Here is a 22,617-nt window from a genome sequence, read left to right on the forward strand (position 1 = left end):
GGCCATGCCGGACACGAAGGCGTCGTCGAACGGGACCGGCCGGCTCGCCGGGAAGGTTGCGCTGGTCACCGGAGCCGGGCAGGGCGTCGGGCGGGGCACCGCGCTGGCGCTGGCCCGCGAGGGCGCCTGCGTCGCGCTGGCCGGGCGCACGGTTTCGAAGTGCGAGGCGGTCGCGGCCGAGATCGGCGCCTTCGGCGGATCCTCGCTCGCGCTCGCCTGCGACGTCACCGACCGGGCTCAGCTCGAGGCGGCGATCGCCACGACGGCCGGCCGCTTCGGCGGGCTCGACGCGCTCGTCAACAACGCGCAGACGTCCGTGCAGCGGTTGCTCGCCGAGACGACGCCCGAGGACGTGGACGTCTGCTGGCGCAGCGGGCCGCTGGCGACGTTGCACGCGATGCAGGCGGCGCTGCCGCTGCTGCGGGTGCGGGGCGGCTCGATCGTGAACTTCGGGTCGAGCACCGCCATCGACGGCAACGTGACTTTCGGTGCGTACGCGATGGCCAAGGAGGCGATCCGCGGGTTGTCCCGCGTGGCGGCCCGGGAGTGGGGCCGCTACGGCATCCGCGTGAACGTGGTCGTGCCCAACGCGCTTTCGCCCGCGGCCGAGCGGTTCAGCACGGACGAACCCGAGCGGTTCCGGAAGCTGACCAGGACGATGCCGCTGGGGCGCATGGGCGATCCGGAGACCGACATCGGGCGGGCGGTCGTCGCACTGGTGAGTGACGACCTCGCGTACCTGACCGGTGACACGCTGATGCTGACCGGAGGCGCGTGATGGCCGGGCCGACCGAGCAGCGGCTGGCCCGCGTCGAGGCGCGGCTGGACATCGGGCAGCTCCCGATCCGCTACGCGCTGGCCGTGGACCAGCGGGACCTCGACGCCTGGGTCGCGTTGTTCGTGCCCGACGTCGAGATGGGCCGCCGGGGCAGCGGGCGGGAGGCGCTGCGTGCCTACATCGAGCCCCGGCTGCGCTGGTTCCACCGCTCGGTGCACCTGCTGGCCGGCCACCGGATCGAGCTCGGCCCGGGCGATCTTCCCGCCACGGCGACCGGGCAGGTGTACTGCCGGGCCGAGCACGAGGTCGGCGACCGGTGGATCGTGATGGCGATCCGCTACGACGACACGTACCGGCTGGTGGACGGCGAGTGGCTGTTCGAACGACGGCAGGAGCGCCACTGGTACGCCGCGGATCTGGCCGAGCACCCGCAGGCCGTGGGGTTCGACAGCTGGGGAACCGGTGGTCCGCCGGCGTTGCCGGCCGCCGACCCGGCCTGGCACCGGTTCTGGGACGGCGCGCCGGCCGGGCAGCCGTCGCCGGGGTGAGTCAGGACAGCGCGCGCAGGGTGCGTTCGTCCCGGGTGTCCGACGCCGGGCGCAGGGCGCGGAGCACGAAGTCGAAGGCGGCCTGCAGGGCCTCTTCCTCGGTCATGGCGAGCCGGCCGTCCAGGCCGTCGGTGAGCAGTCCGCGCGTCAGGTGACCCACCATGGCGGCGTCGGCGACCGGGTCGCCGGCCCGGAACACCCGGTCCGCCATGCCGCCGCGGATCACCTCCACGAGACGCCTGCCCAGCACGCCGTAGAGCTGGTGCACCTCGTCGGGGAGTTCCTCGAGCAGTCCCGTGTCGAGGAAGAGCCGGGCGCGTTCGGCGAGCTCCCGCCGGTAGATCGTCCGGATGTTGAACTTCAGCCAGGCCCGCAACCGGCCTTCGGCCGAGTCCGCTTCGGCGAGCCGCTCCGCGAGCCGCCGGTCCCCGCGGGCGGTCTCGTCGGCCAGCAGGGCGAGCAGGAGGCGCGCCTTGCTGGGGAAGGACCGGTAGAAGGTGCTGGCGGACGTGTTGGAGGCGGTCAGCACCTGGCGTATCTTCAGCGAGCGGAAGTGCGACCGCTCGAGCACGGCCCACGCCGCGCGCAGGATGTGTGCGGTCTCGGCGTCCGCGGGCGAGTCCGCATCGGGTGGTACCGAGGTCATCACCGGCACGCGGTGCGGCGCGTGGGGACCTTCGACGACGGCAAGCTGCGACATCGCACCTCCGCTCGGGCCGGGCGGCTACCTCGCCGAGCCGACACTAATAGTTAAATAAATTACACTATGGTGGCGCGACTTCCAAGCGTCGCGAACGGCACTTGATCTCCACGAAGACCCCCATGTCGTCGACCCTCAACGGCCCCGGCGACGGGAACGCCGTTCCCTGGGCCTCCCGGATCGCGGAGGTTACGGTCGTGACCTAAATCTCTTAATCTTCTAACTCTTTGGTCAAGGGCGATCGATGGAGGTACTCACCGTGGCCGACACGCAGCCCACAGTGCTCGAACCGGTGGTGGCGGCCGGCGACGGCCGCCGCTACCTGGAGCCCGAGCTCGAAACGATGTCCCGCGCGGAACTGGAGGCGTTCCAGCAGCGACGCGTTCTCGAACTGGTGCCGGAGGCCTACGCGCACTCGGGCTTCTACCGCGAGCTGTGGTCCGCCGCCGGGGTCGATCCGGGGCGGATCCGCTCGCTGGCCGACTTCCGCCGGCAAGTGCCGACCTTCACCAAGAAGGACGTCCAGGCCTATCGGGAACGCACCGGCGACCCGTTCGGCGGGATGTTGTTCGGGCCACCGTCGGAACTGACGTCGATCATGTCAACCTCCGGCACGACCGGTGATCCCGAGCTGATCCCGGAGATCTGGGACGCCTACCCGCCGCTGCAGCTGTGCTCGGCCCGCGACCTGTGGGAGGTCGGGCTGCGACCGGGCGACAAGGTGCTCGTCTCGGCGGGCTCGTTCCGGGGCTTCTACGACACCTTCTACCACGGCATGGGGCTGGTGCCGATCTTCGTGGACACCTGGATCGGCAAGGGCGAGGAGATCGTCCAGGCCCTGATGCGGTTCCGGCCCGCCTACCTCCAGCTGATGATGCCGACCGTGCTCGAGCTCGAACGGCTGGAGCACACCTACGACATCCGAAACGCGCTTTCCTCCCTGAAGGGGGCCTCGTTCGCCGGGCAGCCGCTCGGCCGGGCGCTCGCCGCGAAGGTGCGCGACGAGTGGGGTGTCGAGATGTTCACCTACAGCAGCGCGGGTGACACCGGGACGTGCTGGGAGTGCCGCGAACACGACGGCTACCACCTGTGGGAAGACCTCGTGCTGGCCGAGAGCCTCGACCCGGCCTCCGGCGAGGCGACCGGTGCGGGTGCGGTCGGCGAGCTGGTCGCCACCGACCTGGACAACCGCGCGGCACCGCTGATCCGGTACCGCAGCGGCGATCTCGTCCGGCTCGACCGGCAGCCGTGCGGCTGCGGGCGGACCCACGCCCGCCAGTGGGTGGTGGGCCGGTGCGGCGAGGAGACGACGGTCGGCGGCGTCCCGGTCGTGCTCAGCGAGGTCTGGGCCGCCGTCGAATCCCTGCCCGAAACCAAGGACGGCATGTTCCAGATCATCCGCGAATCGGCCGTGGTGGACAGGTTGCGGCTGAGAGTCGGCTACGAACCGGCCCGCACCGCCGACGTCACCGAACTGGGGGACCGGTTGCGGCACGCCGTGCTCGACCGGGTCGGCGTCGAGCCCGACCTGGTCCTCGTCACCGTCGACGACCTCCTCTCCCGCAGCTCCAGCGTGGCCAAGTTCCCGCGGGTGGTGAAGGCGTGAGCAGGGCGAGTATGGCCGCGGCGCTGACCGGTCCGGTCTCCCCGCTGTTCGGCATCGGGTTGTACCTCGACGGCGACCGGCAGGTCCCGTTCGACATCGGCTGGGCGGAATTCGCGCGTGACGTGCGGTGGGCGTCGGAGGTCCTGGCGGTCTGGGACATCGGCCGCGCCGATCACGTGCTCATCAGCACCCCGAACTTCGAGGGGCCGTGGGCCAGCCCGGTGGTGCGTGCCCTGCGGGACCGCCAGGTCGTCCACAGCAACGCCGAACCGTACAGCTGGGACGTGCGGCGATCCGCGACCTTCCTCCGGTTGCTCCCGTTCCGGGCGTTCCTCGGCATGTCCGTGGAGACCGCCCTGGGGCTGGTGAAGCAGGAAGATTGTGCCGGGCCGCTGGCCGCGCTGGCCCCGCTCTGGGCCCGGCCGGAGGCGATCGGCCCGTTGCGCGACGCCGGCCTGGACCCGGCCGTCTTCGCGATGCTGGGCCCGGCGCTCGGCCTCGAGTGCCCGCAACGATCGGGGGCCCACGTCGATCCGGCCGAGTGGCGGCTGGCGGAGGGACCCGCCGGCATCACCTTGAGCACCGCGGGCGACCGCGCCCACGTCGTGCGGGACCTCGTCGTCAGCCGGACCGCCCGCCTCGACCACACGCCGTGCCCCTGCGGGCTGCCCGGACCCCGCATCCGGGTCGTCGACCCCCTTCCGCCGCTGCCTGCCGGGTAACCCCCGGCCTCTGCCCGAACACACATACACACCGCGCGCCGGCGCGCCGGTGCCGTCGTCGTACCCGAAATCCGAGGAGAACCAGCCCATGCACCCGACGAGATCTCGCGCACTGACCCGGTTCCGCTGGGCCGCCGGCGCCGGCCTGGCGACGGTCGCGCTCGCGACCACCGCGTGCAGCGCCGGCGGGGCCGCCGCGACCGACACCCACGGCCTCACCGGAACCCCCGTCAAGATCGGCGTGCTGGCCAACGTCAGCGGGCCCACCGGGGCGTCGGAAGCGTCGGCCACGAAGGTGTTCCAGGCTTGGGCCGCGCACACCAACAAGGGTGGCGGCATCGCCGGGCACCCGGTGGAGGTCGTCGTCAAGGACACCAAGGAGGACGCGCCGACCGCGGCGGCCGCCGCCCGGTCGCTGATCTCCGACAAATCCGTCGTGGCCGTGGTGGCGGCGAGCACCAGCACCGACCCCGCGGTCGGTGCCGTCCTCGCCGACTCCGGGCTGCCGGTCACCGGCGGCATCGGCTACAACCCGACGGTGTGGGGCAAGCTGAAGAACTGGTTCGGCATCACCACCACCTTCCCCCAGGTGGTCAACATGCAGATCGCCTCGGCGAAACCGGTCGGCGGCAACGCCATTTCGGTGGTCGCCTGCGCGGAGGAACCCGCCTGCGTCGCGGCCGTGCCGCTGTTCGAGGCCGCGGCCAAGGCCGCGGGCAACACCTACTCGGGCACGATGCAGGTCGCGGCCGCCGCCCCGAACTACACCGCGCAGTGCTTGGACCTGGTCAACCGCAAGGTCGACTTCGTCCAGCTGTCGATCTCGCCGTCGGTGGGCGTGCGGGTCGTCAAGGACTGCCAGACCCAGGGCTACACGGGCTACTTCGGGTCGTCCGCCTCGGCGATTTCCCCGACGCTGTACCACACGGCGAACATCCGGCTGGCCGGCGCGCTCAACGCGTTCCCCTGGTGGGCCGACACGGCACCGGTCAAGGCCTACCGGGCCGCGATGGCCGAGGAGGGCGTGGCGGACAACGATTCCGGGCAACCCGCCTCGACCGCGATGTGGGCCAGTGGCGAGCTGTTCAAGAAGGCGCTGACCCCGGCCGCCGGCCAGGCGTCGGACACCGTCACCCGGCAGGCCGTGCTGGCCGCCTACGGGAAGGTCAAGGGGGAGACGCTGGACGGCCTGCTGCCGCAGCCGATCACCTTCACGGCCGACCAGCCCGCTCCGCCGGTGAACTGCTACTGGCTCTACCAGTACCAGAACGGCGCGTTCGCCGGCTCCGCCCAGCCCACCTGCCCCAGCTAGGAAGGCGCCACCGTGCTGCAGCTGCTGCCCTTCGTGGTCGCCGGGATCGCCGCCGGGGCGATCTACGGCCTGGCCGGGACGGGCCTGGTGCTGACCTACAAGTCATCGGGCATCTTCAACTTCGGCCACGGCGCGATCGCCACGGTCGCCGCCTACGTGTTCTACGCGCTGCACACCGAGCTCGGGCTGCCGTGGCCGGTCGCGCTGATCGTCAGCGTGGGCCTCGTGGGCCCGGTGATCGGGCTGCTCATGGAGCGCATCGCCGCCCGGCTCGCGCCGCAGCGGATCGCCCTGCAGATCGTCGGCACCGTCGGCATCGTCCTGGCGGTGCAGGGCCTGGCCACCCTGGTGTTCGGCGCGAACACCATCCAGGTCGAGCCGTGGCTGCCGGCCGGGCAGGCGAACTTCCGCCTGCTCGGCGCGGTGGTCGCCTGGGGTCAGGTCACCATCGTGGCCATCGCCGTGGCCGCCGTCGCCGCGCTGTACGCGATGTTCCGGTTCGCCCGGATCGGCCTGGCCATGCGAGCCGTCGTCGACGACCCGGACCTGCTGGCGATGCAGGCCACCGACCCGCGGCGGGTCCGGCGGATCGCCTGGATCATCGGCTCGACGTTCACGGCCCTGTCCGGGGTGCTGGTCATGCCGCTGATCGGCTTGGACGCCGTCGGCCTGACCTTCCTCGTGGTGCAGGCGTTCGGCGCCGCGGCGGTCGGGGCGTTCGGCAACATCCCGCTGACGTTCGCCGGCGGCCTGGTGATCGGCGTCGCCTCGGCCGTTTCGCAGCACTACGTCCTCGACGTGCCGTGGCTGAGCGGGTTGCCGTCGGCCCTGCCGTTCCTCGTGCTCTTCGTGACGTTGCTGGTGCTGCCCAAGCGCAAGCTGGTCCGGCCGTCCACAGTGGAGAGACGACCGCCGCCGGCCTACCGGGCGCCCGGCCGGGTGCGGCTGACGACCGGCGTGGTGGTCGTGGTGGTGCTGCTCGTCCTGCCCCAGCTCGTCGGCACGGACGACCTGTCGTACTGGATCGCCGCACTGGTCAGCGCGATCATGCTGCTCTCGCTCGGCCTGCTCGTGCGCACCTCGGGCCAGGTTTCGCTGTGCCACGCGGCGTTCGCGGCGATCGGTGCGGTGGCTTTCTCCCAGTTCGCCGTCGACCTCGGCCTGCCGTGGGTGGTCGCCCTCCTGCTCGGCGGCCTGGTCGTGGTTCCGGTGGGCGCGCTGATCGCCCTGCCCGCGATCCGGCTCTCCGGCCTGTTCCTGGCCCTGGCGACCTTCGGGTTCGGCATTCTCGTGCAGCAGCTGCTCTACCACGAGCAGTACATGTTCACGTCGCTGTCCCAGGGCCGCACGATGCCGCGGCCGGACTTCGCGCCGGACGACAGCGCCTACTACTACGTCGTGCTGGCCGTGCTGGTGGTGGTCGCGGTGCTGCTGGTGCTGATCCAGCGGGGCCGGCTCGGCCGGCTCCTGCAGGGGATGTCGGACTCGCCGACGGCGGTCACGTCGATGGGCCTGAGCACCACCGTGTCCAAGGTGATCGTCTTCTGCGTGTCGGCGTTCCTGGCCGGGATCGCCGGAGCACTGCTCGGCGTCGCCCGGATGTTCGCGGTCGGTTCGGACGCGTTCTTCCAGCCCTTCGCGTCCCTGCAGCTGCTCACCCAGCTGAGCCTGGCGACCCTCGCCGAGCCGTGGTTCGCGCTGATCGCGCTGATGAACGTGCTCCCCGGCTACGTGCCGGGCGACGGGGTCACGGAAATCCTCGGGATCGTCTTCGGCGTGTCCGCCGTCCTCGTCGCCGTGCGGGGCGGCGGTCCGGCGATGCCGCGGCGGTGGCGCGTGCTGCTCGACCGGCTCGGTGGACGGCGGCGGGTGCCCGTGGTGGCCGCGGTGGCGCCGCACCGGGTCACCGGCGGCAGCGGCGTTTCCGTGCGGAACCTGTCGGTTTCCTTCGGCGGCCTGACCGCCGTGGAGGACCTCAGCTTCGACGCGCCGCTCGGCCGGATCACCGGGCTGATCGGCCCGAACGGCGCGGGCAAGACCACCACCTTCAACGCCTGCAGCGGCCTGAACCGGCGGTTCGGCGGCCGGGTGCTGCTGCACGACCGGGACGTCACCCGGATGCCGCCCGCCCGGCGGGGCCGCAGCGGCATCGGCCGGACGTTCCAGCGCATGGAACTCTGCGAGACGCTCACCGTGGCGCAGAACGTGGTCCTGGGCCGGGAATGCGCGCAGGCGGGGGCCGGTGTCTTCGCGCAGCTCGCGGCGCGCCCGGGAGAATGGCGGGCGGCCGAGGCGGCCGCGGGGGCGGCGATGGAGCTGTGCGGGATCACGCACCTGGCCGGCGAGCAGGCCGGCGCGCTGTCGACCGGGCAGCGCCGGCTCGTCGAGCTGGCCCGCTGCCTGGCCGGTCCCTTCGACGTGCTGCTGCTCGACGAGCCCTCGTCCGGCCTGGACCACGACGAGACCGAGCGCTTCGGCGAGATCCTCCAGCGGGTCGTGGAGGAGCGGGGCGTCGGCGTGCTGCTGGTCGAACACGACATCGCCCTGGTGATGCGGATCTGCGCCAAGATCTACGTCCTCGACTTCGGCCGCCTGCTCTTCCACGGCACCCCGGCGGCCATCGCGGCCAGCCCGATCGTGCAGTCCGCCTACCTCGGGGCGGCCGGAACCCGTGCGGCCGGACCCCTTGCCGAATCGGAGGTCCGATGACCGTGCCCGGCACCCACCCACCGGCGGCACTCGAGGTCGACGGCCTCTCGGCAGGCTACGGGCAGGTCGCGGTCCTGCGGGAGGTGTCGGTCGTGGTCCCCGCCGGCGCGGTCGTCGCCCTGATCGGGGCGAACGGCGCCGGCAAGACCACGCTGCTGCGCGCGGTGTCCGGCCTGCTGCCGGTGCGCGCCGGGCAGATCAGGCTGGCCGGGCGGGACGTCACCCGCGAACGCGCCCAGCGCCGGTTCTCCCGCGGGCTGTGTCACGTTCCGGAGGGCCGCGGGGTCTTCCGCGGGCTGACCGTCCGGGAGAACCTCGTCCTGCAGGGCGCCGCCGGACGGGAGGACGAGGCCATCGAGCGGGCCGTCGCCGCGTTCCCGATCCTGGGCGAACGCCTCGGCCAGCAGGCCGGCACGCTCAGCGGGGGACAGCAGCAGATGCTGGCGATGGCCGCGGCCTACGTCCGGAACCCGGACCTGGTGCTGGTCGACGAGGCGTCGCTGGGGCTCGCGCCGATCGTGGTGGACGAGATCTTCGGGTTCCTCCGGCAACGCGCGGCGGACGGCACGGCCCTGCTGATCGTCGACCAGTTCGCCCGGCGCGCGCTCGCGATGGCCGGGTACGCGTACGTCCTGCGGCGCGGCCGGATCGTGCACGGCGGCCCGGCCGCGGAGCTGCTGGACTCGGACCTGTTCGCCTCCTACCTCGGCGGGCACCCGGACTGAGCCGGCTCAGGCACCCGGCAGGGGATCGGGCTCGGCGGGCATCGCCGGGTCCCACGCCTCGAACAGCGGCGGCCGCTTCTCGAGGAAGCTTTCGACGCCCTCCTTGAAGTCGGGGTGGCCGCGCAGGTGCCCCATCCAGAAGCGGATCGCCGTGACCCGGGACTCCTCCAGGGACGTCTCCCAGCTCTCGTAGACCTGGCGCTTGATCGTGCCCATCGCCACCGGCGAGCTGGTGGCCGCGAGGGACTTCGCGTACTCCAGGGTCTTCGGCATGAGCTCGGCCGGGGCGAAGACGCGGTCCGCCAAGCCCAGCGCGACGGCCTCCTCGCCGAGCACGACCCGCCCCGAGAGCAGCAGGTCCAGCGCGCGTGAAGTGCCGATCAGCCGGGGGAGCGTCCAGGCCAGTCCGTGCTCGGCCATGATGCCCCGCTGGACGAACGCGGTGGTCAGCTTCGCCGTGGCCGAGACGAACCGCAGGTCGCAGTTGAGCGCGGCGATCAGGCCGATCCCGGCGCAGGCCCCGTTCACCGCGGCCAGCACCGGCTTGGCGATCCTCGTCGGCGTGGTCATCGGCTGCCGCAGGTGGGGGTTGGTCGAGATCCCGGTGGCCACCTGGTCGGCGAGCGCGGCCGTATCCATCCCCGGGCAGAAGCTCCGGCCCGCGCCGGTGACCACGACGACCCGGACGTCCGGATCGCGTTCGGCTTCGCGGAGCAGGTCGTAGTACCGGTTCTCCAGCTCCACCGACCAGGCGTTGTGCCGGTCCGGCCGGTTCAGGGTCAGGACGGCGACGCCGTCGGCCACGGTCCGGGTGACGATTTCGCTCATCGGGAGCTCCTGTCGGGTCGGGGTTCACGTGGCATGCCCAGTGCCGACTCGGCCAGGATGTTGCGCTGCACCTCCGAGGTGCCGGCGTAGATCGTGCCGGACACCGCGTGCAGCCACACCGTGGACCAGGACGCCGTCGAGTTGGGTGCGCCGGGGTCGTCGGTGCGGTAGTGGCGCAGCGGGCCGCGGCCGGTCGGCACCATCGACTCCGGCCCGAGGATGTCCATGGCCAGCTCGGTGACCGCCCGGTGGTGCTCGCTCCAGTAGAGCTTCGACACCGAGGCTTCGGTGCCGGTCGGCTCGCCGCGCAGCCACCGCGTCAGGACGCGGTGGCCGAGGTGCCGCATGATCTCGGCGCGGCTGTAGCACCGGGCCAGCCGCTGCCTGACGACCGGGTCGCCGTCGACGCCGCGTTCGCGGGCCAGCTCGATCAGCCGGTCGACCTCGGCCCGGAACATGATCGGGTTGGTGGCCGCTTCGTCGCCGCGTTCCAGGCCGAGCAGGCTCATGGCGACCGCCCAGCCCTCGCCGACCTCGCCGACGACGTTCGCTTCGGCGGTGCGCACGCCGGTGAAGAAGACTTCGTTGAAGCCGGTGTCCCCGGTGATCATGGTGATCGGCCGGATGTCCACTCCGGACTGGTCCAGTGGCACCAGCAGCATCGTGATGCCGCGGTGGCGGCCGGCGGCGGGGTCGGTGCGGGCGAGCAGGAAGATCCAGCCGGCGCTCTGGGCCTGCGAGGTCCACACCTTCTGCCCGTCGACGACCCACTCGCCGTCCACCAGCACGGCCCGGGTGCGCAGGGCGGCCAGGTCGGAGCCGGCGCCGGGCTCGGAGAAACCCTGGCACCACCTGTCCTCGCCGCTGATGATGCGGGGGAGGAAGTGCCGCTTCTGCTCGTCGGTGCCGTACCGGAGCAGCAGGTTGCCGATCATCTTGATGCCGAAGACGTCCTGGGACCCGCTCGCCGGGAGTCCCGCCTTCGCCAGCTCCTCGACGAGGACCACCTGCCGCAGCCGGTCCAGCCCGCCGCCGCCGTACTCGACCGGCCAGGCGGGGGCCAGGTAGCCGTGCTCGGCCAGCACCCGGCGCCACCGCTCGACGAAGGACTTCGCCGCGCCGGTGTCCAGCGCGCCGAGCCCGTGCCAGTCCGGGGGCACGTTCGCGGCGATGAACGTCCGCACCTCTTCCCGGAACCGCTGCACCTCGGGTGGGTAGCTCAGGTCCACATCGACCTCCGTCAACGAGTGGGCTGGGTGAGGGCTCGGCGCAGGACCTTGCCGTTCGGGTTGCGGGGCAGGGCGGGGACGAACTCCCAGAGCTCGGGCACCTTGAACCCGGCGAGCGTCGTCCGGGCGAAGGCGCGCAGTTCGGCGGGGTCCGGTGGGGCCGCGGGATCGCGCGGGACGACGAACGCCTTCACGGCCTCGCCGACCCGTTCGTCGGGCACCCCGACCACGGCGGCCTCTTCGACGTCGTCGTGGCGGGTGAGGGTCTGCTCGACTTCGAGGGGGTAGACGTTCTCCCCGCCGCGGATGATCATGTCGCCCCGGCGGCCGGCCAGGAACACGTACCCGCGCTCGTCGACGCGGCCGAGGTCGCCCGTGCGCAGCCAGCCGTCGGCTCCCGGGGCGAACAGGTGCGCACCGCGCGCCCACACCTCGCCGACACCGTCGTCGTCCGGCTCGTGCACCGTCAGCTCGACTTCGCCGACGGGAGTCCCGACGGACTTCAGCAGTTCTTCGTCACCGTTCGCCGCGCGCTCGTGGTCTTCGGGGGACAGGCAGGTGAGGGGTGCTCCCTCGGTCTGCCCGAAGAGGTTCACGAAGGCGGCTCCGGGCATCGCGGCCAGTGCCCGGCGCAGCGTGGCGGGGTGGATCGGGGACGCGCCGTACTGCAGCAGGCGCAGGGTGGGGAGCGCGAAGGCGTCCGCCCGCAGCAACATCTCGATCATCGACGGCACGGCCTGCGCGTGGGTGACGCCCAGGCGGCCCAGGCTCTGCCAGGCGTCCACAGTGAACCGGGGGAACGTCACGATCCGGGCGCCGGCGGCGAGCGCCACGGCGAAGGCGCCGAGGCCGCCGATGTGGTGGAACGGCGAGCTCGCGCTGTAGACGCTGCCGGCGTCGAGCCGGGTCAGCCGGGCGTTGACGACCGCACGGGCGCCCATCCGGTCCTGCCGGACGTCGACCCGCCGCGGCCGCCCGGTGGTGCCGGAGGTGTGCAGCACGAAGGCGGTGGCGTCCGCGGCGGCGGACAGGGGCGGTGGCGGCGCCGGGGCCAGGTCCCCGACCGGCACCAGTTGCCGCCCGCACGCCCCGGCCAGTGCGCGGCCGAGCGCGATCGAACCGGGTTCGCACAGGATGACCGGCGAGTCGAGAGCGCCGGCGCAGTCCGCGAGTTCGGCCACCGTGAGCCGCGGGGACAGGGGAGCGACCGGCCGCCGGGTCACCGCGCCGGCGACGACGACCGCCATCGCCTCGGGCCGGGTCGTCATCAGCGCCGGGACGACGGTGCCGGGCGGGCAGCCCGCCCGGTCGAGCAGGGCCGCGGCGCCGCCGATCCGCCGGGTGAGCTCGGCGCCGGTCCAGCCGGCACCGGGGTCGTCGCCCGGGACGACCAGGACCCGGTCGCGGCCGGCTTCGACGGCCCGGGCCACGAGGTCGATCCACAACGGCGTGCCGGACGCTCGATCTGTCATCCCTGTGTCCTCCGCGCTCAAGTCGCTCTATTATCTATATCAGTTAACTGATAGGAGGCCAAGTGAACCGCTCACTGACCGACTCGCTCGCCTGGCTGGCGGAGCTGGAACGCCTCGAAGGGGACGTCTTCGTCGCGCCACCGTCGGGCCGCTCCGCCCGGATGTTCGGCGGCGAGGTCGCCGCGCGCGCCTTGGCGGCCGCGCAGGGCACGGTGTCCGCCGATCGCGCGGTGCACGTCGCGCAGGCCGGCTACCTGCGCCCCGGGAATCCGTCGGTGCCGCTGTGGCTGCGCGTCGCCCGGCTGCGCGACGGCCGGGCGTTTTCCCAGCGCCGGGTGGACGCCGAGCAGGATGGCAAGCTCATCTTCACGGCGATGTTCTCGTTCCACGCCGGAGCGGGCGCCTTCGAGCACGGCGACCGGATGCCGGTGGTTCCGGCGCCCGAAGAACTCGGCGGCGTCGAAGGCTGGACCGAGGCGGCCGCCGTGTGGCCGCAGTGGCTCCTCGACGACCCGTCGGTGGAGCTGCGACCGGTCCCGGCCGCCGGTGCGAACCCGGCAGGCACGCGTGCGCTGTGGTACCGCGCCGCCGGCCCGGTGCCGGACGATCCCGCGGGCCACGCGTGCCGCTGGCTCTACGCCAGCGACCTGACCCTGGTCGCCTCGATCCGGTTGCCGCACGAACGCGGTTCGCGCAAGACGTGGTTGATGACGTCCCTCAACCACACGGTCTGGTTCCACCGGCCGTTCCGGGTGGACGAGTGGCAGCTGGTGGTGCAGCGGTCGGCCCGCGCTTGCGACGGCCGTGGTCTCGCGTCCGGGAAAGTCTTCACCCGTGACGGGCAGCTGGTGTCCAGTCTCGCGCAGGAGGGGCTCGCTTCGCCGATCCCGCCGGTGTATAAACAGTAAGATAGGTTAGATAATTAGAAGGGATGTCCGACGTGACAGACGACGGCGAAGCTCCGCTGCTGGCGGCCGGACTGACCTGGGACCGGATGACGGCCGGGTCGGCCTTCCGGACCTCGGCGCGCACCATCACCGAGACCGACCTGGTCAACTTCGTCGCGCTGGGCGGCTTCACCGAGCCGTTGTTCTACGACGCCGGGCACGCGAAGGCGGGCGGCTACTCGGGCCGGCTGGTCCCGGGCGGGCTGGTCTACATGTTCGCCGAAGGGCTGGTGCTGCAGACGAACGCGCTGCACGGCACCGGGCTGGCCCTGGTGCACCTGGACTTCGACATCGCGGAGCCCACCTACGTCGGTGACACGCTGCACGTCGTGGTGCGGACGATCGAGTCCCGCCCGTCCCGCAAGCCCGGCCGCGGAGTCGTCACCAGCCGCTGTTCCATCCGCAACCAGCGGGGTGAGGAAGTCGCGGTGTACCGGCCCGTCCGGCTCATCCGCGGTGCCGACTTCGCCGAGACGGGGGCGTGAAATGGCCGACGACGCGGTGCTCGTCACGGCCGACGGCCCGGTCCGGGTGCTGACCCTCAACCGGCCGGACACGCTCAACGCGTTCGACGCCGAGCTGCACCACGCGCTGCCCCGCGTGCTGGCCGAGCTGAGCCTGGACCGGGACGCGCGCGCGGTCGTGCTGACCGGTGCGGGCCGGGCGTTCAGCGCGGGCGGCGACCTGGAAACCTTCGAACGGCACGCCAACGACATCGAGGAACGACGGCGGACGCTGCGCATCGGGCGCCGCCTGTTCGACGAGCTGGTCGGCCTGCACCTGCCGGTCGTCGCGGCCGTCAACGGCCCGGCGGTCGGGCTGGGCGCGACCCTGGTCACCGCCTGCGACATGGTCTTCATCGCCGAGCACGCTTTCCTCGCCGACCCGCACGTCACGGTCGCGCTGGTCGCCGGGGACGGCGCCGCGGCGACCTGGCCGCTGAACACGAGCCTGCTGCGCGCCAAGGAGTTCCTGCTGACCGGGGACCGGGTGCCTGCCGCGACCGCCGTCGAGCTGGGGCTCGCCAACCGGGTCGTGCCCGCGGAGTCGCTGCTGGCCGACGCGCTCGCGTTCGCCCACCGGCTCGCCGCGCTGCCCCCGCAGGCGGTCCAGGACACCAAGGCGGTGCTCAACCAGTGGGTGCGCCAGGCGGCGGTCTCGGTGCTGGGCTACGGGCTGGCCGCCGAGAGCCAGTCGCACGACACCGCGGAGTTCCGCGCCGTCCCCGAGGCGTTCCGCGCGCGGTCCGCCCGCCAACCCTGAGCCCGGAGGTCAGCCGTGCGGTTCGCGCTGGACAAGGAGCAGGACGAACTGCGGTCGGTCGCGCGGGAGTTCCTGGCGGACTTCTCGCCGGAGCCGGTCGTGCGGCGGCTGATGGCCGCGGACGAGCAGCACGATCGTCCGATGTGGACGAAGATGGGCGGTGAGCTGGGGCTCGCCGGGCTGGCCGTGCCGGAGGAGTACGGCGGCGCCGGCTACACCTTCGTCGAACTCGGTGTCGTGCTGGAGGAGCTGGGCCGGGCGCTGGCGGTCACCCCGTTCCTCGCGTCGGTGGTGATGGCCACGACCTTGCTGCTGGCCACCGGCGACGAGGCGGCGAAGCACGACTACCTGCCCGGCCTGGCCGACGGGCGGCTGATCGGCACCGTCGCCCTCGCCGAAGACGCCGGCAAGTGGACGGGCGAGAGCGTCGGGATGCGGGCCACCGGCACCGGCGACGGCTGGGTCCTCGACGGCCACAAGTCGTTCGTCCTGGACCTGCTGAGTGCCGGCCTGGTGTTCGTGGTCGCGCGGGCCGACGCCGGCCTCGGGGTGTTCGCCGTCGAGCCCGGGGCCGCGGGGCTGGCCCGGCAGCCGCTGCCGGTGCTGGACCAGACCCGCAAGCAGGGGCGGCTGACCTGCACCGCCACCCCCGCCCGGCTGATCGGCACCCTCGAGCACGGCTGGGCCGCCGTCGACCGGATGCTGGATCTGACGGCCATCGCGGTGAGCGCGGAGATGCTCGGCGGCGCGCAACGGACCCTGGAGATGGCGGTGGCCTACGCCGGTGTGCGGGAGCAGTTCGGCCGCCCGATCGGCTCGTTCCAGGCGATCAAGCACAAGTGCGCCACGATGCTGGTGGAGATCGAGGCGGCCCGCTCGGCGGTCTACTACGCGCTGTGGGCCGCCGCGACGGACTCGCCCGACCTCGCCGCGACGGCCAGTCTCACCAAGGCGTTCTGCTCCGACACCTACCTGCTCGCGGCGGGGGAGAACCTCCAGATCCACGGCGGCATCGGCTACACCTGGGAACACCCGGCCCACCTGTACTTCAAGCGGGCGAAGAACTGTGCCCTGTTCCTCGGCGGCCCGGACTTCCACCGCGAACAACTCGTCCAGCGCATCGGAATCCGAGCCGACATCGAAGTCCGGAGGAGCCCATGACACTCGACGCAGAGCCGGAGGGCCGGTTGTACATCGACGGGAAGTTCCGCGAAGCGGCCGGCGGCGAACGGTTCGAGGTCGTGAACCCGGCCGACGAGTCCCTCCAGGCCAAGACCATCGCGACCCCGGCCTGACCGGACCCGCTTCCCGGTGTCCTGCCCAGTCCTTCGACGGGCAGGACACCGGGAGTTCAGCCGGGTTCGGTGCCGATGACGCCTTCGTCCCGGAGTTTCGCGGTCTCGTCGTCGTCCAGGCCCCAGTCGCGCAGGGCGGCCACCGAGCCCTCGCCGGGGCGCGGCGGTGGGCCCGCGATGGCCCCGGGGGTGCGCTGCAAGCGCGGCGCCGGGGCCGGCTGCACCACGCCGAACGCCGTGGTGAACACCTCCCGGGCCCGGTTGTGCGGGTGATCCGGTGCCTCGGTCAGGCTCAGCACCGGCGTCACACAGGCGTCGGATCCGTCGAACACCTTCTCCCACTCGTCCCGGGTGCGGCGGCGCAGCACGTCGGCGACGATTTCCCGCAGCGCGTCCCGCTGGGCCGGGTCGTCGCGGTCGGGGACCGCCCGCGGATCGAGCCCGAGCCGCTCCAGGAACTCCGTGTAGAACCGCGGCTCGGCGGCGGCGACCGCCACGAACCGGCCGTCCGCGGTTTCGTGGACGTCGTAGTGCGGGGAGCCGCCGTCGGAGAAGTTCACGCCGACCTCGTCCACCCAGCGGTCCTGGGCGAGGAATCCGTGCAGCATCGCGGTGAGCGAGGCCACCCCGTCGACCATCGCCGCGTCGATCACCTGGCCGAGGCCCGACCGGGACGTTTCCAGCAGCGCGCAGACGACTCCGAAGGCCAGCATCATCCCGCCGCCGCCGAAGTCGGCGACCAGCCCGGGCGGGGTGGCCGGCGGCTGCCCGGGCCGCGCGAACAGGCGCAGAGCCCCCGACAACGCCAGGTAGTTGAGGTCGTGCCCGGCGGTCGAGGCCAGCGGACCGTGCTGACCCCAGCCGGTCATCCGGCCGTAGACCAGGCGCGGGTTGCGGCGCAGGCACACGCCGGGACCGAGGCCCAGCCGTTCCATGACGCCGGGCCGGAAGCCCTCGACGAGGACGTCGGCGCGGTCGGCCAGCCGCAGGACCGTTTCCGCGCCACCGGGTGCCTTCAGGTCGACGACCACCGACCGCCGTCCGCGGTTGAGCACGGCCTTGGCCGGGTCGCCCTTGAGCGTGGACACCGGGCGGTCGACGCGCAGGACGTCCGCGCCCATGTCGGCCAGCATCATGGCGGTGTAGGGCGCCGGGCCGAGCGCGGCGAGCTCCAGCACCCGGATCCCGGCGAGCGGTCCGGGCATCAGCCGAGCCGCTCGATCAGGGTGCCGGTGCCGAGGCCGCCGCCACAGCACATGGTGACCAGCGCCCGGCGGCCGCCGGTGCGCTCGAGCTCGTGCAGCGCCTTCGTGATCAGGATGCCACCGGTGCCGCCGAGCGGGTGGCCGAGCGCGATCGCGCCGCCGTTGGGGTTGACGCGGTCGAAGTCCACGCCGGTTTCCCGCTGCCAGGCCAGCACCACCGAGGCGAAGGCCTCGTTGATCTCGACCAGATCGAGGTCGTCGAGGGTGAGCCCGGTGCGCTCGAGCAGCTTGCGCGTCGCGGGGATCGGCCCGGTCAGCATCAGCTCCGGGTCGCTGCCCACCAGCACGGAGTCCACGATCCGGGCCCGCGGCTGCAGCCCGAGCTGCTCGGCGCGCTCGGCGGTCATCAGCAGGACCGCCGAGGCGCCGTCGGCGATCTGCGACGACGACCCCGCCGTGTGCCGCGCCGGGGTGCGGTCCGGCAGGTTGGGCTTCAGCGTGCGGAGGACCTCGAGGCTGGTCGGGCGCGGGCACTCGTCGGTGTCGAACGTCGTCGCGCCGGTCTTGACGCCGTGCTCGTCGGTCACCGGCACCGTGACCGGGACGATCTGGCCGCGGAAGCGACCCTCGGCGACCGCCTGGGCCGCCCGGTGCTGGGACAGCGTCGCGAAGGAGTCCAGCGCGGCGCGGTCGAGCCCCCAGCGTTCCGCGATCCGCTCGGCCGCCTCGAACTGCGTGGTCGCCTCCCAGTGCTCGACGTACCGGCCGCCGCGGCTGTCGCCCAGCTCGGCGATGGTGCTCGAGCCCATCGGCACCTGGCTCATCGACTCGACGCCGCACGCGACGGCGATGTCGGACAGGCCGCCGGCGACGAGCCCGTGGGCCAGGGTGTGCGCCTGCTGCGCGGATCCGCACTGGACGGTCACGGTGCTCGCCGGCACCTCCGGCGGCAGCCCGGCGCCGAGCCAGGCGTTGCGGGCGACGTTGCCGCCCTGCTGGCCCACCTGGCCGACGCACCCGCCGACGACCTGGCCCACCAGCGCGGGGTCCAGGCCGGTCCGGTCGAAGAGCGCGGCGAGCACGTCGCCCAGCAACTCGGGAGCGCGGTACCCGGACAGGGACCCCCGCCGTTTGCCGACCGCCGACCGGACCGCCTCGACGATGACCACCTCCGGCATGGGTACCTCCTGCGTTCGGCCAGTATCAGGTAGATTGTAGCAATCAGATTAACTATCTAACTGATAAGCTGGCCACTGTGGCCGTGCCGACTCCGGGAGACAGACGATGATCCAGACGCGTTTCACCGAGGTCTTCGGCGTCCGGCACCCGATCGTGCAGGGCGGCATGCAGTGGGTGGGTACGGCGCCGCTCGTCGCCGCCGTCGCGAACGCCGGTGCCCTCGGGCTGATCACCGCGCTGACCCAGCCCAGCCCCGAGGAACTGCTCCGCGAGATCGGCCGCTGCCGGGACCTGACCGACCAGCCGTTCGGCGTCAACCTGACGATCCTGCCGAGCATCAAGCCACCGCCCTACGCCGAATACCGCGCGGCCATCGTCGAGTCCGGAGTGCGGGTCGTGGAGACCGCCGGGTCCAACCCGGAACCGCACCTGCCGCACTTCCACGCGGCCGGGATCAAGGTGCTGCACAAGTGCACCAGCGTGCGGCACGCGGTCAAGGCGCAGGCGGTCGGCGTCGACGGCGTCAGCATCGACGGGTTCGAGTGCGCCGGGCACCCGGGTGAGGACGACATCCCCGGCCTCGTGCTGATCCCGGCCACCGTCCGCCGCCTCGGCATCCCGGTGATCGCCTCCGGGGGGTTCGCCGACGGCCGCGGACTGGTCGCGGCGCTCGCCCTCGGCGCGGACGGCGTCAACATGGGCACCCGCTTCCTGTGCACCGCCGAGGCGCCGGTGCACGAGCGGGTCAAGCAGGCCATCGTGGACGGCGACGAGCGGAACACCGAACTGATCTTCCGCCCGCTGCGCAACACCGCACGGGTGGCGCGCAACAAGGTCAGCGTCGACGTCGTGCGGATGCTCGCGGAGGGCGCGCAGTTCGCCGAAATCCGCGAGCTGGTCGCCGGGGTGCGCGGACGTGAGGTGTTCCGGACCGGCGACCTGGACGCGGGGATCTGGACGGCGGGCTGTGCCCAGGGCCTCATCGACGACGTCCCCACCGTGGCCGAGCTGGTCGGCCGGATCGTCGACGAGGCCGAGAAGCTGATGGAGGCGGGACTGCCCGCGCTGATCTCGCGATGAGCCCGGGCTTTCGCGTGTTCGCCATCCGCTACGCCCATCGCGACGGCGTGGCGGCCACCGAGGTGTTCCACCACGCCACGCCGGCCGACGAGCCGCGGGCGATGGCCTACTACCTCTGGCTGATCACCGGCCAGGCGGGGACGTTCCTGGTCGACACGGGCTTCGGGTGCGAGGTGGCCCGCAAACGCGGCCGGGAAGACTGCCTGCGCGGAGACCCGCTCGATGCGCTGCGCGCCTTGGGTGCCGACCCCGAAGAGCTGACCGACGTGGTGCTCACGCACCTGCACTTCGACCACTGCGGCGAGCTCGGCCGGTTCCCCCGCGCCCGGTTCTGGGTGCAGCGGCGGGAAATGGCGTTCTGGACCGGGCCCGCGGCGAGCCGCCCGTCGTTCCGCCGGGTCGTGATGAGCGAGGACATCACCGAAGTGGCCGGGTTGAACCTCGACGGCCGGGTGCGCTGGGCCGACGGGGACGTCACCGTCGCGCCGGGCCTGTCGCTGCACCTGGTCGGCGGGCACACCGCCGGGATGCAGGTGGTGCGCGTGGAAACCGGGCACGGCGTGGTCGTGCTCGCGTCCGACGCCGCCCACTACTACGTCAACCTCGAAACCGACCGGCCCTATTCGGCCCTGGATTCGGTCAGCGGCGCGCACGCCGCCTTCGACCGGCTGCGGGAGCTGGCCGGGCCGGCCGGCGACATCGTGCCCGGCCACGATCCCGCGGTCCTGCGGCGCTACCCCGTGGCCGGGCCCCACCTGGACGACGTGGCCGTCGAACTGACCCCTGTCGAGCGTGAGGAGCTGCCATGATCAGCACAGCGGTGATCAGTACTGCGGTGATCGGTTTGGGCACCATGGGTGGGGCGGTGGCGGAACGGCTGGTTTCCCGCGGTTTTCCCACGCTGGTCCACGACATCGAGCCGGCCGCCGTCGCCCGGCTCGCCGGACTGGGGGCCACGGCGTGCGACCCGGCAGGCGCGGGAGCCGCGGACGTGATCATCACCAGCCTGCCCAACGACCGGATCGTCCGTGACGCGCTGATCGGGAGCGGTGTCCTGAAGAGCTGGGCGGGCCGCGTCCTGGTCGAGCTGAGCACGACCCTGCCCGCCACGGTCGAAGCGGTCGCCGACGCGGCCCGGCCGCACGGGGTCGCGGTCGTCGACTGCCCGGTCAGCGGGGGCCCGGGTGAAGCCCTCGCGGGCCGGCTCGTCCAGCTCGTCGGAGCCGGCGAGGACGCGCTGGAACGTGCCCGTCCGGTGCTCGAAGCCCTCGGCTCGATCGAGCACGTCGGCGCGGTCGGCCACGGCAAGACGGTGAAGCTGCTCAACAACCTGATGGCCATGGGCAGCATCGTGGTCGCCGCGGAGGCGTTCACCCTCGGGGTGCGGCTCGGCCTGGACCGCCACGAGCTGTTCGACGTGCTCAGCCGCTCGGGTGGCCGCTCGTTCCACTTCCTCAAGCGCTGGCCGTACGCACTCGCCGACGACTACCACGCCCGGTTCGCGGTGGCGCTGGGGGAGAAGGACATCCGGCTCGGGCTGGAGCTGGCCCACGAGAGCGGCTACGTGATGCCCGCGGCGAGCATCGTGCACCAGATCTTCGAGATGGCTCGCGCCAAGGGCCTCGGGAACGAGGACGTCGTCGCGGTGCTCAAGGTCTACCAGGAGTGGGCCGGGCTGTAGGGCGAAGGTGTCTGATGTGGACAGTCGACGGCGGAGTGAAATCGCAAGCCACCTGATCGTGTGATGCGTGTCGAACAGCTGTTCGGGTAGTTTGGGAGTGTGGCCGAGACCGAACACACCGCAGCGTGGCAGCTCTCCGACGACGAGCTCGCCTCGATGCTGTGTGCCACCGAGAAACGCCTGCGGATCGAGTATGCGCGGCATCTGGAGCTGGTGGCCGAGGCCGACCGGCGCGGCCTCGGTCCGTCGAACGGCTGCCGGGACACCGCGGCGTTCCTCGTGGGCAGCACGCGGGTGTCGTGGCAGGATGCCCGTGCCCGGGTCGCGATCGCCACCTCCGATCTTTCGCTGGTGCGGGCAGCGCTCGCCGCGGGAGAGATCACCGCCGGACATGCCGCGGAGATCATCGCGGTGCTGGACCAGGCCCCGGAAGCGCTTGAGGCTCAGCAGTTCGCCGCGGACGAGGCGACGCTGGTGGCCCTGGCCCGGCAGGCGATCCCGTCGACCGTGCGCAAAGCCGGACAGCGCCTGCTGGCCTACTGGGACCTGGATCGCCAGGAACCGAACGGCCGCGACGAGGAGCTGAGGCGGCCGAAGCGGGAGTTCCGCTACTGCTGGACGCGCGAAGGACGCCTGCGGTTCTCCGGCGAGTTCGACTCCGAAACCGGGCACCTTGCCGAGGATCTCTTCGTGCCGCTGGCGAAACCGGAGCCGAAGGACGAGGACGGCGACCCGGACTCCCGCACCACCGCCGAACGCCAGGGCGACGCCGTCGCGGCGATCTTCGAACTCGCCGCACGATCCGAGGACCTGCCGGTGCGGGCCGGCGAACGCGCCGTCGCGACCGTGACGGTCCAGCTGGAGGATCTGCGGCGCGAGGCGGGGTCGGTGCTGCTGGACAACGGCGACACGATGACCACGTCGCAGCTGCGGCGGCTGCTGTGCGACGCCAAGATCTACCCCGCGGTACTCGGCGGCGAAGGCCAAGTCCTGGACCTCGGCCGTGCCGCGCGCACGGCGACTCCGGCGCAGCGACGGGCGTTGGCGATCCGGGACAGGGGATGCACCCGGCCCGGCTGCGACCGCGGTCCGAAGTGGACGACGCCGCACCACATCATCTTCTGGGCGACCCAGGGCGGCGAGACGAACGTCAACGATCTCGCGCTCGTCTGCGAACGGTGCCATCACCTGATCCACCACGGCGGTTGGGACATCCGGCTCCACGACGGAGTGGTCCACTGGGTTCCGCCCGCCTGGCTGGATCCGCAGCGGAAACCCCTCCGCAACAAGGCTCACGACCCACCACGCCACCAGGCCGCGGCGTGAGCTCGGTGAACC

22 protein-coding genes are annotated in these 22,617 nt (G+C 72.4%); 16 read left to right on the forward strand and 6 right to left on the reverse strand.

The window, feature by feature from the left end; all coding sequences use genetic code 11:
- Nucleotides 1-4 precede the first annotated feature (4 nt).
- Nucleotides 5-778, forward strand: a complete 774-nt coding sequence (locus tag AB0F15_RS15575; protein ID WP_360270370.1) for an SDR family oxidoreductase — start codon at nt 5-7, stop codon at nt 776-778.
- A complete protein-coding gene (locus tag AB0F15_RS15580) occupies nt 778-1,326 on the forward strand; it encodes a nuclear transport factor 2 family protein (RefSeq protein WP_360270372.1) in 549 nt (182 codons plus the stop codon). Before AB0F15_RS15575 ends, AB0F15_RS15580 begins: the two co-directional genes overlap by 1 nt.
- A 1-nt stretch (nt 1,327) precedes the next feature.
- On the opposite strand, the gene AB0F15_RS15585 is transcribed toward AB0F15_RS15580, so the two are convergent.
- Entirely contained in the window at nt 1,328-2,026 is a 699-nt protein-coding gene (locus AB0F15_RS15585; RefSeq protein WP_360270373.1) for a TetR/AcrR family transcriptional regulator, read from the reverse strand.
- A gap of 244 nt (nt 2,027-2,270) precedes the next feature.
- Between AB0F15_RS15585 and AB0F15_RS15590 the strand changes: the two genes are divergently transcribed.
- The 5 genes from AB0F15_RS15590 (at nt 2,271) to AB0F15_RS15610 (ending at nt 9,100) form a co-directional block, all read left to right on the forward strand.
- Complete coding sequence (locus AB0F15_RS15590; RefSeq protein ID WP_360270375.1) at nt 2,271-3,632, forward strand: phenylacetate--CoA ligase family protein; 1,362 nt, start codon at nt 2,271-2,273, stop codon at nt 3,630-3,632.
- Nucleotides 3,629-4,354 carry a hypothetical protein gene (locus tag AB0F15_RS15595; protein WP_360270376.1) on the forward strand — a complete coding sequence of 242 codons (726 nt, stop codon included), beginning with the start codon at nt 3,629-3,631 and terminating at the stop codon, nt 4,352-4,354. Before AB0F15_RS15590 ends, AB0F15_RS15595 begins: the two co-directional genes overlap by 4 nt.
- An 88-nt stretch (nt 4,355-4,442) precedes the next feature.
- Complete coding sequence (locus tag AB0F15_RS15600; RefSeq protein ID WP_360270378.1) at nt 4,443-5,666, forward strand: ABC transporter substrate-binding protein; 1,224 nt, start codon at nt 4,443-4,445, stop codon at nt 5,664-5,666.
- A 12-nt stretch (nt 5,667-5,678) separates the two neighbouring features.
- The gene (locus AB0F15_RS15605; RefSeq protein WP_360270380.1) at nt 5,679-8,375 is read left to right on the forward strand and encodes an ATP-binding cassette domain-containing protein; all 2,697 of its coding nucleotides are present in this window, start codon (nt 5,679-5,681) and stop codon (nt 8,373-8,375) included.
- On the forward strand, nt 8,372-9,100 hold the full coding sequence (locus AB0F15_RS15610; protein WP_360270382.1) for an ABC transporter ATP-binding protein: 729 nt from the start codon (nt 8,372-8,374) through the stop codon (nt 9,098-9,100). Before AB0F15_RS15605 ends, AB0F15_RS15610 begins: the two co-directional genes overlap by 4 nt.
- 6 nt (nt 9,101-9,106) lie before the next feature.
- Here AB0F15_RS15610 and AB0F15_RS15615 read toward each other — a convergent pair whose 3' ends face one another.
- From AB0F15_RS15615 to AB0F15_RS15625, 3 genes are read right to left on the reverse strand one after another with little or no spacing between them, the layout of a single operon-like run.
- Nucleotides 9,107-9,928 (reverse strand): enoyl-CoA hydratase-related protein, encoded by an 822-nt coding sequence (locus tag AB0F15_RS15615; protein WP_360270383.1) that lies wholly within the window; start codon nt 9,926-9,928, stop codon nt 9,107-9,109.
- Nucleotides 9,925-11,157 (reverse strand): acyl-CoA dehydrogenase family protein, encoded by a 1,233-nt coding sequence (locus tag AB0F15_RS15620; protein WP_360270385.1) that lies wholly within the window; start codon nt 11,155-11,157, stop codon nt 9,925-9,927. The genes AB0F15_RS15615 and AB0F15_RS15620 overlap by 4 nt, the downstream gene beginning before the upstream one ends.
- An 11-nt stretch (nt 11,158-11,168) precedes the next feature.
- On the reverse strand, nt 11,169-12,629 hold the full coding sequence (locus AB0F15_RS15625; protein WP_360270386.1) for a fatty acid--CoA ligase family protein: 1,461 nt from the start codon (nt 12,627-12,629) through the stop codon (nt 11,169-11,171).
- 62 nt (nt 12,630-12,691) lie between these two features.
- Here AB0F15_RS15625 and AB0F15_RS15630 point away from each other — a divergent pair, with 62 nt between their 5' ends.
- The 5 genes from AB0F15_RS15630 to AB0F15_RS15650 are packed head-to-tail and all read left to right on the forward strand — an operon-like array spanning nt 12,692 to nt 16,134.
- Nucleotides 12,692-13,537, forward strand: a complete 846-nt coding sequence (locus AB0F15_RS15630; protein WP_360270388.1) for an acyl-CoA thioesterase domain-containing protein — start codon at nt 12,692-12,694, stop codon at nt 13,535-13,537.
- 23 nt (nt 13,538-13,560) lie between these two features.
- Complete coding sequence (locus AB0F15_RS15635; protein WP_360270390.1) at nt 13,561-14,061, forward strand: MaoC family dehydratase N-terminal domain-containing protein; 501 nt, start codon at nt 13,561-13,563, stop codon at nt 14,059-14,061.
- 1 nt (nt 14,062) lies between these two features.
- Nucleotides 14,063-14,839 (forward strand): enoyl-CoA hydratase/isomerase family protein, encoded by a 777-nt coding sequence (locus tag AB0F15_RS15640; protein ID WP_360270392.1) that lies wholly within the window; start codon nt 14,063-14,065, stop codon nt 14,837-14,839.
- 15 nt (nt 14,840-14,854) lie between these two features.
- The gene (locus AB0F15_RS15645; RefSeq protein WP_360270393.1) at nt 14,855-16,000 is read left to right on the forward strand and encodes an acyl-CoA dehydrogenase family protein; all 1,146 of its coding nucleotides are present in this window, start codon (nt 14,855-14,857) and stop codon (nt 15,998-16,000) included.
- Nucleotides 15,997-16,134, forward strand: a complete 138-nt coding sequence (locus AB0F15_RS15650; protein ID WP_360270395.1) for a hypothetical protein — start codon at nt 15,997-15,999, stop codon at nt 16,132-16,134. The genes AB0F15_RS15645 and AB0F15_RS15650 overlap by 4 nt, the downstream gene beginning before the upstream one ends.
- A 56-nt stretch (nt 16,135-16,190) precedes the next feature.
- Here AB0F15_RS15650 and AB0F15_RS15655 read toward each other — a convergent pair whose 3' ends face one another.
- Both AB0F15_RS15655 and AB0F15_RS15660 read right to left on the reverse strand, forming a co-directional pair.
- The gene (locus tag AB0F15_RS15655) at nt 16,191-17,339 is read right to left on the reverse strand and encodes a CaiB/BaiF CoA-transferase family protein (protein WP_360270396.1); all 1,149 of its coding nucleotides are present in this window, start codon (nt 17,337-17,339) and stop codon (nt 16,191-16,193) included.
- A complete protein-coding gene (locus tag AB0F15_RS15660; RefSeq protein ID WP_360270398.1) occupies nt 17,339-18,517 on the reverse strand; it encodes an acetyl-CoA C-acyltransferase in 1,179 nt (392 codons plus the stop codon). The genes AB0F15_RS15655 and AB0F15_RS15660 overlap by 1 nt, the downstream gene beginning before the upstream one ends.
- A 106-nt stretch (nt 18,518-18,623) precedes the next feature.
- Between AB0F15_RS15660 and AB0F15_RS15665 the strand changes: the two genes are divergently transcribed.
- From AB0F15_RS15665 to AB0F15_RS15680, 4 genes are all read left to right on the forward strand, one after another.
- Nucleotides 18,624-19,598: a nitronate monooxygenase gene (locus tag AB0F15_RS15665; RefSeq protein ID WP_360270399.1), complete on the forward strand. Its 975-nt coding sequence runs from the start codon at nt 18,624-18,626 to the stop codon at nt 19,596-19,598.
- Entirely contained in the window at nt 19,595-20,407 is an 813-nt protein-coding gene (locus AB0F15_RS15670; RefSeq protein WP_360270400.1) for an N-acyl homoserine lactonase family protein, read from the forward strand. Before AB0F15_RS15665 ends, AB0F15_RS15670 begins: the two co-directional genes overlap by 4 nt.
- Complete coding sequence (locus AB0F15_RS15675; RefSeq protein WP_360270402.1) at nt 20,404-21,279, forward strand: NAD(P)-dependent oxidoreductase; 876 nt, start codon at nt 20,404-20,406, stop codon at nt 21,277-21,279. Before AB0F15_RS15670 ends, AB0F15_RS15675 begins: the two co-directional genes overlap by 4 nt.
- 99 nt (nt 21,280-21,378) lie before the next feature.
- On the forward strand, nt 21,379-22,605 hold the full coding sequence (locus AB0F15_RS15680; RefSeq protein WP_360270404.1) for a DUF222 domain-containing protein: 1,227 nt from the start codon (nt 21,379-21,381) through the stop codon (nt 22,603-22,605).
- The last annotated feature ends 12 nt before the right edge of the window (nt 22,606-22,617 follow it).

The sequence above is a fragment of the Amycolatopsis sp. NPDC026612 genome (assembly GCF_040638285.1).
Classification (GTDB): domain Bacteria; phylum Actinomycetota; class Actinomycetes; order Mycobacteriales; family Pseudonocardiaceae; genus Amycolatopsis.